Raw genomic sequence first — 13974 nt, forward strand, 5'->3', positions numbered from 1 at the left:
ATAAAATATAAAAAAGTGTTGACAAGATTATTTATATGATGTATAATAGTCTCTGTCGCTGGAAATCTGACAGCTAAAAATAAGGTAAGCCCAGATAGCTCAGTCGGTAGAGCAGGGGACTGAAAATCCCCGTGTCGGCGGTTCGATTCCGTCTCTGGGCACCAAAATGCGGGAGTAGCTCAGGGGTAGAGCACCACCTTGCCAAGGTGGGAGTCGCGGGTTCGAATCCCGTCTCCCGCTCCAATATGTGGCGGTATAGCCAAGTGGTAAGGCAGGGGACTGCAAATCCCCGATCCCCAGTTCGAATCTGGGTGCCGCCTCCAAAAAGCCTTAATTATGAGGCTTTTATTTTTTTATAAAAAATAGGAAATTATAATCAAATAAAAACTGTGGATAAAATATAAATTCCGTTATGTGTTTCAAAAAAAGTCAACCTTGGGAATCTTTTATTTTTAATAAAAGACTTTTTTATAAAATTTTTATTGATGACTATATTTCATATTAAAAAAGCTGATGGATTTTAATCCATCAGCTTTTTTAATATGAAAACAGAAAAATCTTGTTATACTAAAGATAGAAAAAGGGGTGATATGATGTTAAAAGAAAGTCCATTTATTCCAAATGCAAAAGCAGATGCACTTATTATAGCTGGAAATGCGGATGAAGAAATTATTAACAATTTAAAAAAATTTAATATAGAAATAATTCCTACTGTAAAGTGTAGTGATGTATATGATGAAATAGCATTTCATCCAGATGTTGTTATACATCCAATTAATAGACACACTTTAGTAGTTGCTCCAAATGTATATGAATATTATGAAGAAATATTTAAAAATAAGCCTATAAAATTAATAAAAGGTGAGAAAAAACTGAATAGAAACTATCCTGATGATATTGCATATAATGTAGCAAGAACAGCAAGATATGCAATACATAATTTAGAATATATGGATGAAAAATTAAAATATTATTTGCAGAAAGAAGGTGTTCAATTTATAAATGCTAATCAGGGTTATTCTAAATGTTCTACAGCTATAATAGATGATAACGCTATAATAACTTCTGATCCATCTATATACAGAACTTGTTTAGAGTTGGATATTGACATATTGTATATAGAATCAGGTTTTATTAAGTTGCCTGGGTTTGATTATGGATTTATTGGTGGTGCAACTGGAGCAATATCAAATAATGAAATTTTATTTACCGGGAAATATGATAATCATCCTAATTCAAAAGATATAAATATATTTTTAAATAAATATGGCAAAAAAGCAATTATTATTAGTAATAAAAAAATTATAGATATTGGGTCAATTATTCCATTAGAATACAATTAATACATCAGGTAATAACGAATATGGCAAAGATTTAAACATATACTACTACTACAAAGAAAGGAGTGACATATGTGAAGTTACTCTCAATTGCTGTAAAAGATAAGATTGAAGAGATAGATAAAAGATTAAACAAACAATTAGAAATTTTTAAGAGGGAAAAAATTAATATTAAGAAAGAAAAGAAAAAGTTAGGGAATACGACTTTTTTTATATATAAATTAGATGATAAAAAAAGTAAAATGTATGGAAATATAAAAAATATTTTTAACTATTATATGGCCGATACCATTACTGAAATAATACTAGACATTTATCAGGAAAAAATGGTAGATAAACTAATAGAAGAAAAGTGTTGTTATTTTGATAAAGAAGAAAGGGAAAATATTAAAAGGAAAACTTTAGATTTCCTTAGAAAAAGTCCATATATTAATTCTGAAGGGGCTTTATATAATATTAGTAAAAAAGCCCAAATTTTAAAAATATTATTAGATTATCTTGAAGTAAACAATGAAATTAGTATTCAAGGATTTGTTGACTTTAGATTAAAATTTATAAAAAAATTTATTGAAGACGCTATTGAGAGGAATTTAGAAGATTTTATTTTAGAAAAGGAATATGAAGAATTTATTAGAATTCTAAAGTATTTTGTTGATCTACAAGATTCAAAAATTTCCCTTGTGAACGTATTCATTAAAAATGATGACACATATCAGTTATATGATAAAGATTATAAAATAATAAATAACAATTTTTTCGAAGAAATAGCTGAAGAAATTTCAGAAAATGATATGAATGAAGATGACTTGTTAATAAGTGCCTTAATAACTATTGCTCCTAAAAATATTGTAATACACTTTGAAAATCAAAAAAGAAAAAAGGAAATAGTTGATATTATAGAAGCGGTTTTTGAAGAAAGGGTTAATGTATGCAAAGGATGTAACTTTTGCTTATCTTCAAAAGAAATTAACAATATAGAAAAGAAAAAATAAAGATTAAACTTCCAAGGTATAGTAAAACTTGGGAGTTTTTTTATTGTCTAGGGAAGTATACTTGTCATTCGTCGCTTTTTTTATTATAAGAGGGTATAAAAAGGCTTATACTTATATATAAGGTATTTTGTCAAATATTGTTCTAAAGTATGTGAAATGTGTTATAATATTAGAGTTGAAAGAGAAACGGGGTGATATTTTGATAGTAATTAAGATACTAATGTTAGCAATAATAGGAGCACTTATAGGATGGTTTACAAATATTATAGCAATCAAACTAATTTTTAGACCTATAGAACCTATAGTTATTCCGATTTTAAACCTAAAAGTACAGGGGTTAATTCCAAAAAGAAGAGAAGAAATAGCTAAAAGTATAGGAGAAGTAATAGAAGAAGAACTTATTTCTATTGAAGAAATTATAGATAAGGTAATTGAAAAAGAGAACCTGTCAGATATAGTTTTTGTTATAAAAAGGAAAATAAATGAGGTTCTTAAGGATAGACTTCCAGCTATAATTCCTACTACTTTTAAAAATATTATATATAGTTATGTAGATGACTTGGTTGATAAAGAAGGAGAAAAAATATTAAAAGATTTAGCAGAAAAAATGGTACATAAAGCTACAACTAAAGTAAGACTCTCTAATTTAGTAGAGGAAAAAATAAATTCTTTTGAATTAGAAAGAATAGAAAAAATAGTACTTTCTGTTGCTAAAAAAGAACTAAAACATATTGAAGTATTAGGAGGAATATTAGGATTTTTAATAGGAACTATCCAAGGAATACTGGTAATTTTATTTTAGATAGAAAAAAATGTATAATATCCTTGACAATTATAGAAAATAAAACTATAATAGAGTAAAAATTAAAGAAGGTAAAGGCTATGACAGGGCGAGTAGATTAGAAACAGTCTTACAGAGAGGGGATTGCCATAGGCTGGAAGCATCCCTAGATATGACTAATCGAAAACTACCCTTGAGTCGTATCTGAAACCTTATTTCTTAATAAGGGTAAAGATAACCGTTGATTACGTTACAATCATTTAAGTCCTAAAGTAGGGTGGAACCGCGTGAGTTAAACTTTCGCCCCTAGACATGGTGTCTAGGTGTGAGAGTTTTTTTTATTTTACATTTAACTAAAGACCGCAACTAAAACAAATATTAATAAAAGGAGGGCCAAAAATGGAAAATATAAAAGTTACACTTCCAGATGGTTCGGTAAGAGAGTATGAAAAAGGTGTTATGGTTTTAGATGTTGCCAAAGATATAAGTAGTGGATTAGCTAGAGTAGCTGTTGGAGCAAAGGTAGGTAGTAGAGTAGTAGGACTAAAATATAAGCTTGAAGAGAACGCATCAATAGAAATATTAAAGTTTGACGATAAAGATGGATCAGACATTTATAGACATACAAGTGCTCATATTTTAGCACAAGCAGTAAAAAGACTTTACCCTAATACTAAGTTGGCAATAGGACCTTCAATTGAAAATGGATTTTATTATGACTTTGATTCAGAGCATAAATTTACACCTGAAGATTTAGAAAAAATTGAAAAGGAAATGAAAAAAATTATTAAAGAAAATTTAGATATTGAAAGATTTGAACTCCCAAGGGAAGAAGCTGTAAAATACCTTAAAGAAAGAGGAGAAGATTATAAGGTTGAATTAGTTGAAGAATTACCAGAAGATGCAGTTATATCATTCTATAAACAGGGAGAATTTGTAGATTTATGTGCTGGGCCACATCTTCCAAACACTAAAAAAGTTAAATCAATAAAACTTTTAAGTGTTGCTGGGGCTTACTGGCGTGGAGACGAAAACAATAAAATGCTTCAAAGAATATATGGTACTTCATTTGATAAAAAGAAAAAACTAGATGAATACTTACAAAGACTTGAGGAAGCTAAAAAGAGAGATCATAGAAAATTAGGAAAAGAACTAGACCTATTTAGTATACAAGATGAAGGACCTGGTTTTCCGTTCTTCCATCCTAAAGGAATGGTTTTAAGAAATACATTAGAGGAATTTTGGAGAAAAGAACATAAAAAGAGGGGTTATGGTGAAGTAAAAACACCTATAATTCTTAATCAAGAATTATGGAAAAGGTCTGGACACTGGGATCATTACCAAGAAAATATGTATTTTACAGATATAGACGAACAGAATTATGCAATTAAGCCTATGAACTGTCCTGGGTCAATATTAATTTATAAGAGTAAAATGCATAGTTATAGAGACTTTCCAATGAGAATGGGTGAATTGGGATTAGTTCATAGACATGAATTATCAGGAACTCTACATGGTTTAATGAGAGTTAGATCCTTTACACAGGATGATGCTCATATATTTATGCTACCAAGCCAAGTTAAAGATGAAATTAAAGGCGTTATAGAATTAGCTGATTATTTCTATAGTATCTTTGGATTTAAATACCATGTTGAATTATCTACAAGACCAGAAAAGTCAATGGGGACTGATGAAGAGTGGCAAATGGCTACTAATGCATTAAGGGAAGCTTTAGAAGAAAAAGAAATAGAATATATAGTAAATGAAGGTGACGGAGCTTTTTACGGTCCTAAAATAGACTTCCATCTAGAAGATGCTATAGGAAGAACTTGGCAATGTGGGACAATACAGCTAGATTTCCAGATGCCTCAAAGATTTGACCTAACATATATTGGTGACGATGGTGAAAAACATAGACCTATAATGGTTCATAGAACTATTTTTGGAAGTATTGAGAGATTTTTAGGAATTCTGATCGAACACTATGCTGGAAAATTCCCAACATGGCTGGCACCAATTCAAGTGATTGTTTTACCAATATCAGATAAATTTAATGGATATGCACATAAAGTTAAAAAAGAGCTAGAAGAAAATGATATTAGAGTAGAGATAGATACTAGATCTGAAAAAATAGGATACAAAATAAGAGAAGCACAACTTCAAAAAATCCCTTATATGCTTATTGTAGGTGAAAAGGAAGTTAATGATGAAACAGTTTCTGTAAGATCAAGGGATGAAGGGGATAAAGGTTCAGTTAAAATAGAAGAATTTAAAGATAATGTGTTGAATGAAATAGAAAATAAAAGATAGAAAATTAAATAGCTGCAAGGGATTTATCCCTTGCAGCTATTTAACAATAAATAGGTAATTAACATACTTAAATATATACATGTAAAATGTAAAAGCTGTTTGGAAGATTAAAGCCTATGGAAATATTTAATTAATAAACGGAGAAACAGTATTTTACATAGATTAATTGGAAAATAATTAATATTCTTAAAAAACAACATAAGACTTAGATAAAATTAGAAGTTTTGTATAGTTTTCGATGCTTTTCGATACTTAATCCATTAAATTATATTAGAAGACACACTTAGATTACACTTTAAGATATATTACAAAGACGAAACAGAACTTAATAAAAAGTTAGTTAAAAATGAAAATAAAAAAAGAATTTAATATTAAAGTAATATATGTCGTTATGAAATAAGTTTTATATATTTTAGAAACATATATATTAGACATAATTATATATAAAATAGAATCTTAAAGACTAAACAGTAGCAGTTTTAATTGGATTATTATGCTTATTGAATATTTCATCTAATTCTTCACCAGTAATTATTTCTTTTTCTAATAGGAAACTAGCTACATCTACTAATATTTCCTTATTATTTTCCATTAAATTTGATGTTTCTTTATAACATTCATCGATTATTTTTTTAATCTCATTTTCTATTTTATCTATATTATATTTAACATATTGTTCTTTAATTGATATATTGCCTAACGAACTCATACCAAAATCACATATCATTTGTTCAGCTATCTCTGTTGCCTTTTTCAAATCATCCTTTGCCCCTGTAGTGATTTCATTAAATATAATCTCTTCAGCAACTCTTCCACCTAATAATACCATTATTTTATGAAGAAGCTCTTCTTTTGTATGAAGATATCTGTCTTCATCGGGAAATTTAATTACATACCCTAATGCATGGCCTCTAGGAACAATAGATATTTTTTGAATCATATCTACTTTCAACAATTTACCTATTAATGCATGACCAGCTTCATGATATGCTACCATTTTCTTTTCCTTTAATAGTACAGTAGGATTCTTTACTTCTAATCCAGCAACAACCCTTTCTACAGCTGCATCAAAATCATTAATATCTATTTTTTCTTTATTATTCCTTACTGCTATAATTGCCGCTTCATTTGCTATGTTTGCCAACTGTGCCCCTGAAAAACCATGGGTTTTTTTAGCAATTTCTTCTATTTTTACACTGGCATCTAATGGCTTGTTTTTTGTATGGACTCTTAAGATATCTTCTCTTGCTTTTACATTAGGATTTCCCACAAACATATGTCTGTCAAATCTTCCAGGTCTTAAAAGTGCTTCATCTAAAAGGTCTAGTCGGTTAGTAGCTCCTATTACTACAATTGTACTATTTTTATTAAAACCATCCATTTCAACTAGTAGTTGGTTTAATGTTTGATCTTTTTCATTATTACTTTCAGCATTTCTTTTAGATCCTATTGCATCTATTTCATCAATAAAAATTATACTAGGTGCATTTTTTTTAGCTTTTTCAAATAGAGAACGAATACGTTTTGCCCCAACTCCAACGTACTTTTCAACAAATTCTGAACCACTTGCATAATAAAAAGATGAATTAGTTTCACCTGCTACTGCCTTTGCTAAAAGGGTTTTACCTGTGCCAGGAGGTCCGTAAAAAAGGATACCTTTTGGGATTGTAGCCCCCATTTTTTTATACTTTTGAGAATTATTGATAAAATCAATAATCTCATGTAATTCTTCTTTAATTTCTTCTAGACCGGCTACATCATCAAAGGAAACATCTGGTTTATTATTTTTCAAATTATCATCTTTGTTTTTTTCACTATTTATTGCTGCTGGAACCAGCTGTGGATTGCGATCTAGTTTAATGTAATAAATTAATAATCCTAAAGTTATAGTACAAACAAAGAAGATATCCCCTGATGTAAAAGATTTAAATGGGATAAAATAGAAATATTTATTACAGATTAAAAAAGAAGATAATATTAAGCTTATTGTTAGCAAAACAAATACTATTTTTTTCTTCAAGATAGATACCACCCTTGTATTAAATTTCTTTAATAATTAGTTTAACCAAACTAAAGACTAATATTAGATGGACAAAGATGTTATTTTAAAAGGAAAAAATAAAAAACTATAGAATATAGATAATTAAAGTCTAAAAAATAAATAATAATCCAAAGGAGGATATAAATGAAACTTGAAAAGTTAATTGATACATATAAAGACGATATAATTAAATCCGTTCAGAATTTAGTAAAAATTAAAAGTGTAGAAGGAGAACCTAAAGAAGATATGCCTTTTGGAGAAGGTCCAAGAAAAGCTTTAGATACTGCATTGCATATTGCAGAGGAAATGGGATTTAGAACTAAAAATGTTGATGGCTATGCAGGACACGCCGAAATTGGAGAAGGTGAAGAAACGGTAGGTATTTTAGTTCATCTTGATGTTGTTCCAGAAGGTGATGGATGGACATATCCACCATATGAAGGTGAAATACATGATGGAAAAATATATGGTAGAGGTACTATAGATGATAAAGGACCTGCAGTAGCAGCACTTTATGCAATGAAGGCAATTAAAGAATCTAAACTTCCTATTAACAAAAAAATTAGAATAATTTTTGGAACAAATGAAGAAACTGGATGGGGTGGAATAGAATATTATTTAAATAAAGTTAAAGCACCTGATTTGGCCTTTACTCCTGATGCAGAGTTTCCAGTTATACATGGTGAAAAAGGAATTATTGATTTAAAGCTAAAAAAAGCTTTAGAAAGTAATTGTATAGGAGATATAGTTATTAAAAAAATAAAGGGTGGAAAAAGACCAAATATGGTTCCAGACTTAGCAATAGCAGAACTTGAAGTAAATAATAAAGTTAAGTCTAATGTTATTAATAAATTAAATGAATTTATTAGTAAAACTAATTATGAGATTAGTATTGAAGAAAAAGAAAATAGATTAATAATAAAATCAAGGGGAATTTCAGCCCATGGAAGTACTCCAGAATTAGGGAAAAATGCTATATCCCAACTAATGGTAATCCTAAATGAGTTAGATTTATGTGAATGTGATATTTGTAATTTTATAAAGTTATATAATGAAAAAATTGGAATAGAATATAATGGACAGTCAATTGGATGTGGCTTTGAAGATGATATATCAGGAAAATTAACCTTTAATGTAGGTGTTATAGATATTGACGAGAAAGGTGCAGAGATTACTGTAAACATTAGATGTCCTATAAAATATAATAAAAAAGAAGTATTCAATGGTATTGAAAGAACATTAGAAGGAACAGGAGTAGAAGTTATTGAAAAAGACTATTTACCTTCAATATATGTACCTAAAGACCATGAATTAGTACAAAAACTTATGGATGTATATAGAAGGATGACAGGAGATAATAATAGCAAACCAATAACTATAGGTGGGGGTACATATGCAAGGGCAATGGCTAATGCAGTAGCATTTGGACCATTATTTCCAGGACAGGAAGAACTTGCACATCAGAAGGATGAATTTATTTCAATAGATGATTTAATAAAGATAACAAAAATATATGCAATGGCACTATATGAACTATCCAAATAAAATTTAGTTTTAAAAAATCTATTGACAAACTACACTTATTAGCATATAATGTATTAGGACAATAAAGTAGAAGCTATCCGCTTCTCACCCTATGGCATAGCTAATAGGGTTAATATTAGCTATAGGTATTACGAAGGAATTAGTGTACCCGTAGGCTAATTATAATTATTTTTGGAGCGGATAGTATTTATATACTATCCTTTTTTATTATTTTAAGTAAATTTCAGGAGGTGTCTTAATATTAAAGAACTTCAAGTTAATGAGCAAATAAGGGATAGAGAGGTTAGATTAATTGATGTTGATGGAAGCCAAATAGGAATAGTTAATGTGAAGAAAGCCCAAAAAATAGCTTATGAAAAGAAGCTGGATTTAGTTAAGGTGGCCCCAAATGCAAAACCACCTGTATGTAGGATAATGGATTATGGAAAGTATAAATATGAGCAGTCAAAAAAGGAAAAAGAAGCTAGAAAGAAGCAAAAAACAATAACTGTTAAAGAATTAAGACTTACATCAAAGATAGAAGACCATGACTTAAAGGTTAAAGCAAAAAAAGCAACTAAGTTTTTAAAGAATGGTGACAAGGTAAAGATATCATTAAGATTTAGAGGAAGAGAAATGGGTCACACTGACCTTGGTAGAGAAGTACTAGACAAATTTGCTGGTCTAGTAGAAGAGGTTGGTGTTATAGATAAAAAGCCTAAGCTTGAAGGTAGAAACATGATTATGATTTTAAAACCTAAAAACTCATAATTTGAGAGGAGGAACTATTATGCCAAAAATGAAAACTCATAGAGGAGCTGCAAAAAGATTTAAGAAAACTGGATCAGGCAAAATTAAAAGATATAAAGCTTACAAAAGCCATATATTAACTAAAAAAACTGCTAAAAGAAAGAGAAACTTAAGAAAATCATCAACTGTAAGTTCAGCTGATGAAAAGAGAATTTCAAAAATTTTACCATACTAAAATAGAAGAGAGATAGTTAAAGGAGGTAGCAAAAATGCCTAGAGTAAAAAAAGCTTTAAACGCTAGAAAGAAACATAAAAAGGTTTTAAAATTAGCTAAAGGTTATTTTGGTGCTAAAAGTAAGCTTTTCAGACCAGCTAATGAAGCTGTAATGAGAGCTTTAAGATATGCATACGTAGGACGTAAATTAAGAAAAAGAGACTTTAGAAAATTATGGATAGCAAGAATTAACGCTGCTTCAAGAATGCATGGATTATCATATAGTAGATTTATAAATGGATTAAAGAAAGCCAACATAGAGATAAATAGAAAAATGTTATCTGAAATGGCTATTCATGACCCAGAAGGATTTAAAAAGCTAGTTGAAATTGCAAAAGAAAATTTAAACTAAAATAAAAGTTCCGGTTTCCCGGGCTTTTATTTTTTAAGTAATTTGTCAAATATACTAATTACAATGGTATAATGAAACAGGAGTTATAAAATAATAATGTATGAAAATTAAACAATATTTAGGAGATGATACCCATAAGAATAAGAGAAAGAATAAATTTGTTGAGAATAGATCCAGCACAGTTTTTAGTAGTGGGCTTTATTGCCCTTATTCTTATAGGGGCAACTCTACTAAATTTGCCTATTGCTTCTGAAAATGGAAAAAGCATAGGTTTTGTTGATGCTTTATTTACTTCAGCATCAGCTGTTTGTGTTACTGGTCTTATAGTTGTAAGTACTCCAACACATTGGAGTCTTTTTGGCGAAATAGTAATATTAATTCTAATCCAAGTTGGTGGATTAGGTATAATGACAATGGCTACTTTAGTATCTATTCTTATAGGAAAGAAGATAACTCTAAAAGAAAGATTAATAATGCAAGAGGAACTAAACCAGTTTTCACTGGCAGGATTAGTTAAGCTTACAAAATATGTTATTATATCAACATTTACAATAGAAGGAATCGGAGCAATACTTTTATCATCACGGTTTATACCTAGATATGGTGTAGTTAAAGGAATATGGTTTTCCATATTCCATGCAATATCTGCATTTTGTAATGCGGGTTTTGATTTGACAGGAAATAGTATGGTGCCTTTTGCTGAGGATGTTATTGTTAACTTAACTATAGTAAGCTTAGTTATAATAGGTGGTTTAGGATATACTGTTTATATAGATATAACTAAAAATAGAAGTTTTAAAAAATTTTCATTACATACTAAATTAGTTTTGGTTATTACTGCTGTTTTATTAGTTTTAGGATTTATTGTGATATTAATAACAGAATATAATAATCCTGAAACTTTAGGTAAATTATCATTCAAGGGAAAAATATTAGCATCCCTTTTTCATTCTATGACTCCTAGAACTGCAGGATTTAATACTGTAGATACTGGTTCACTCACAATATCAGCAGCATTCTTAACAATGATATTTATGTTTATAGGTGGTTCACCTGCTTCAACTGCAGGTGGTGTTAAGACAACAACAGTAGGCGCCATATTTTTAGCTGTATTTGCAGTAATTAAAGGTAAAGATGATGTTGAAACTTACAATAGAAGATTACCTCATAGTATGATTTTTAGAGCTTTAGCAGTAGTAGGAATAGGAATGTTTCTAATAGTTTTTGTTACTATGATATTGTCAATTACTGAAAAAGCTTCCTTTTTAGATATATTATTTGAAACCATATCAGCCTTTGGTACGGTAGGATTAAGTAGAGGTTTAACTCCTAACCTATCAACCATTGGAAGACTTTTAATTACAGTAACAATGTTTGCTGGAAGAGTTGGACCTTTGACAATAGCATTTGCTATTGCTAAAAAGCAAAGGAAGAATAAAGGAACCTACAGATTTCCAGAAGAGAGGATTATTGTTGGTTAGGCAGGTGAAAATATGAGACAATTTGTAGTTATAGGTTGTGGAAGATTTGGTGCAAGTGTAGCTAAAACCCTTTATAGTTTGGGCTATGATGTATTGGCAATAGATAAAGATGAAGAAACTATTCAGGAAATATCAGATTCTGTAACTCATGCAGTACAAGCTGATGCTGTAGACGAGAATGCACTAAAAACTTTAGGAATTAGGAACTTTGATGTAGCTGTAGTAACTATAGGTTCAGATGTTCAGGCATCTATTATGGCTGCTTTAATAGCCAAAGACTTAGGGGTTACAACTGTTATAGCTAAAGCAAAAAGTGAATTACATGCAAAAGTTTTATATAAAATAGGTGTAGACAGGGTTGTTTTCCCTGAAAGAGATATGGGAGTTAGAGTTGCACATAATTTAGTGTCAAATAATATACTTGATTATATAGAACTTGCACCAGATTATAGTATTGTTGAAATTGCAGCATTAGATGAGTGGAGTGATAAAACCCTTAAAGAACTTCAGTTACCACATAGGTATGGTATTAATGTAATGGCAATAAAGCGTGGTAAAGAAATTAATATTTCTCCCTATGCAGATGATGAAATAAAAGGTGGAGATATATTAATAGTTATAGGTCATAATCAAGATTTAAGAAAACTTGAGAAAAAGAGTCAATAGAGGTGCGCTTATGATTAAAAGGATAACTAGTCCTTCAAATCCTTTAATTAAATATGTTAAATCTTTACATAGGAAAAAGAAAAGATGGGAGCATAAAAGTTATATTATAGAAGGTGTAAGATTAGTAGAAGATTGTTTAAATTCAAATGCAGAGATTGAATATATACTATATAGTGACTCATTATTAAATGTAAAAGATGGAGATAGTATTTTAGAAAAGCTTAAAAGTAAAGGTTACACTTTGTATAATATTACTGACAATATTTTAAAAAAAATATCTGATACAATGAATCCTCAGGGTATAATTGCAGTTGTAAAGATTAATTCTATTGTATTAGAAGATATTCTTACAACTAATAATATATTAATTTTACTTGATAGGATTCAAGACCCTGGAAATATGGGAACAATAATAAGAACTGCAGAAGCCTTAGGGGCTACGGGAATATTAGTTACAGAAGGTTGTGTAGATATATATAATCCTAAAGTAGTTAGGGCTACTATGGGTTCAATTTTTAGAGTACCTATTGTATTTTTAGATGATACTAAAGAGAAGATTAAATATTTAAAATCTAAAGGAATACAAATAATTGCTACTTCACTGGATACAAACAAATTTTGTCATGAGGTAGACTTTAAAAATGACTTTATTCTTGTAGTTGGAAATGAAGCATCAGGTGTTAGTGATGAGATTTTAAGAGCTTCAACTGAAATTATTAAAATACCCATGGTAGGAAAGGCAGAATCATTAAATGCAGCAATGGCCTTTGGGATTACAATGTATGAAGCTAGAAGACAAAGAATGGAAATTTGAAATATTTAAAATTTTTTGTATATTTCTTGTAATACATCCTTCGCCATGCTATAATTTTAAATAAGATGACCTTAGAGGGGTGTATTATATAAATGTTAAATGCTGCGTTGTTTTGGAAATTATTTGAATTAACAGGGTCAATAAATGCATATTTGGTGTATAAAAGCCTGTTAACTGAATAATATATAAAAGTGATGATGGAGAGGAGTAGGTATTGGAGACCTAAAGAGAGGAAGTGCCATGGGCTGGAAGCACTTCTAGGTCAGAAGATGCTGAAGTTCGCTCCTGAACTGCTAAGTCGAAATAGTAGTAGACTTATGCCGGCTTTGCCGTTATTCTAATCAAGAGGTTTGGTATATTACATAATCTATACCAAACTATTAAGGGTGGTACCGCGGGAACCTCCGTCCCTTTGGGATGGAGGTTTGTTTTGTTTTTAGGAGGGTGAAATGTGGAGTATATAATTAGTTTCATTAGTTTTTATTTAGTATTTTTTGCTATGAGCTATATTTTAAATCTTTTAAGGAAAAACGCTAAAACAATGCAAAGTACTAAAACAATTGCAAAAAATTCATTATTTGCAAGTATTATTTACATACTAGTAATACTTATATCAAAATGGATTTCATCATAAAAAGAAAGGAGAGTT

Annotated in this window: 14 protein-coding genes, 3 tRNA genes and 2 other annotated features; of the genes, 16 read left to right on the plus strand and 1 reads right to left on the minus strand. The window is 29.6% G+C overall.

Annotated features, from left to right (window positions below):
* Nucleotides 1–88 precede the first annotated feature (88 nt).
* The 7 genes from BET03_RS05965 (at nt 89) to thrS (ending at nt 5423) form a co-directional block, all read left to right on the plus strand.
* Nucleotides 89–164: transfer RNA gene (locus tag BET03_RS05965), tRNA-Phe, on the plus strand.
* A 4-nt stretch (nt 165–168) separates the two neighbouring features.
* Nucleotides 169–243, plus strand: a tRNA-Gly gene (locus BET03_RS05970).
* Nucleotides 244–249: 6 nt separating this feature from the next.
* Nucleotides 250–323 (plus strand) — tRNA-Cys (locus BET03_RS05975).
* 219 nt (nt 324–542) lie between these two features.
* The gene (locus BET03_RS05980; protein ID WP_243096869.1) at nt 543–1343 is read left to right on the plus strand and encodes a DUF6873 family GME fold protein; all 801 of its coding nucleotides are present in this window, start codon (nt 543–545) and stop codon (nt 1341–1343) included.
* A gap of 71 nt (nt 1344–1414) precedes the next feature.
* Entirely contained in the window at nt 1415–2332 is a 918-nt protein-coding gene (gene ytxC, locus BET03_RS05985) for a putative sporulation protein YtxC (protein WP_120168332.1), read from the plus strand.
* 199 nt (nt 2333–2531) lie between these two features.
* On the plus strand, nt 2532–3134 hold the full coding sequence (locus BET03_RS05990) for a DUF445 domain-containing protein (RefSeq protein ID WP_120168334.1): 603 nt from the start codon (nt 2532–2534) through the stop codon (nt 3132–3134).
* A gap of 71 nt (nt 3135–3205) precedes the next feature.
* Nucleotides 3206–3424 (plus strand) — a binding site (T-box leader).
* A gap of 88 nt (nt 3425–3512) precedes the next feature.
* Nucleotides 3513–5423 carry a threonine--tRNA ligase gene (gene thrS, locus BET03_RS05995; protein ID WP_120168336.1) on the plus strand — a complete coding sequence of 637 codons (1911 nt, stop codon included), beginning with the start codon at nt 3513–3515 and terminating at the stop codon, nt 5421–5423.
* Nucleotides 5424–5886: 463 nt separating this feature from the next.
* On the opposite strand, the gene ftsH is transcribed toward thrS, so the two are convergent.
* Nucleotides 5887–7443: an ATP-dependent zinc metalloprotease FtsH gene (gene ftsH, locus BET03_RS06000; RefSeq protein WP_183108748.1), complete on the minus strand. Its 1557-nt coding sequence runs from the start codon at nt 7441–7443 to the stop codon at nt 5887–5889.
* A 165-nt stretch (nt 7444–7608) separates the two neighbouring features.
* Here ftsH and pepV point away from each other — a divergent pair, with 165 nt between their 5' ends.
* The 9 genes from pepV to BET03_RS06045 all read left to right on the plus strand — a co-directional run bounded on the left by pepV (nt 7609) and on the right by BET03_RS06045 (nt 13959).
* A complete protein-coding gene (gene pepV, locus BET03_RS06005) occupies nt 7609–9009 on the plus strand; it encodes a dipeptidase PepV (RefSeq protein WP_120168338.1) in 1401 nt (466 codons plus the stop codon).
* A gap of 240 nt (nt 9010–9249) precedes the next feature.
* Nucleotides 9250–9759, plus strand: a complete 510-nt coding sequence (infC, locus tag BET03_RS06010; protein ID WP_120168340.1) for a translation initiation factor IF-3 — start codon at nt 9250–9252, stop codon at nt 9757–9759.
* A gap of 19 nt (nt 9760–9778) precedes the next feature.
* Nucleotides 9779–9973 carry a 50S ribosomal protein L35 gene (gene rpmI / locus BET03_RS06015; protein WP_120168342.1) on the plus strand — a complete coding sequence of 65 codons (195 nt, stop codon included), beginning with the start codon at nt 9779–9781 and terminating at the stop codon, nt 9971–9973.
* A 34-nt stretch (nt 9974–10007) separates the two neighbouring features.
* Nucleotides 10008–10364 (plus strand): 50S ribosomal protein L20, encoded by a 357-nt coding sequence (gene rplT / locus BET03_RS06020; protein WP_120168344.1) that lies wholly within the window; start codon nt 10008–10010, stop codon nt 10362–10364.
* A 161-nt stretch (nt 10365–10525) separates the two neighbouring features.
* On the plus strand, nt 10526–11845 hold the full coding sequence (locus BET03_RS06025) for a TrkH family potassium uptake protein (protein WP_279230355.1): 1320 nt from the start codon (nt 10526–10528) through the stop codon (nt 11843–11845).
* 12 nt (nt 11846–11857) lie between these two features.
* The gene (locus BET03_RS06030) at nt 11858–12511 is read left to right on the plus strand and encodes a potassium channel family protein (protein WP_120168348.1); all 654 of its coding nucleotides are present in this window, start codon (nt 11858–11860) and stop codon (nt 12509–12511) included.
* A 10-nt stretch (nt 12512–12521) separates the two neighbouring features.
* A complete protein-coding gene (locus BET03_RS06035; RefSeq protein ID WP_120168350.1) occupies nt 12522–13325 on the plus strand; it encodes a TrmH family RNA methyltransferase in 804 nt (267 codons plus the stop codon).
* A gap of 92 nt (nt 13326–13417) precedes the next feature.
* Nucleotides 13418–13507 (plus strand): YqzL family protein, encoded by a 90-nt coding sequence (locus BET03_RS14050; RefSeq protein WP_120168352.1) that lies wholly within the window; start codon nt 13418–13420, stop codon nt 13505–13507.
* 3 nt (nt 13508–13510) lie between these two features.
* Nucleotides 13511–13740: a binding site (T-box leader), on the plus strand.
* A gap of 36 nt (nt 13741–13776) precedes the next feature.
* A complete protein-coding gene (locus tag BET03_RS06045) occupies nt 13777–13959 on the plus strand; it encodes a hypothetical protein (RefSeq protein WP_120168354.1) in 183 nt (60 codons plus the stop codon).
* Nucleotides 13960–13974: the final 15 nt, after the last annotated feature.

The organism is Thermohalobacter berrensis (assembly GCF_003609645.1).
In the GTDB taxonomy this organism is placed as follows: Bacteria; Bacillota; Clostridia; order Tissierellales; family Thermohalobacteraceae; genus Thermohalobacter; species Thermohalobacter berrensis.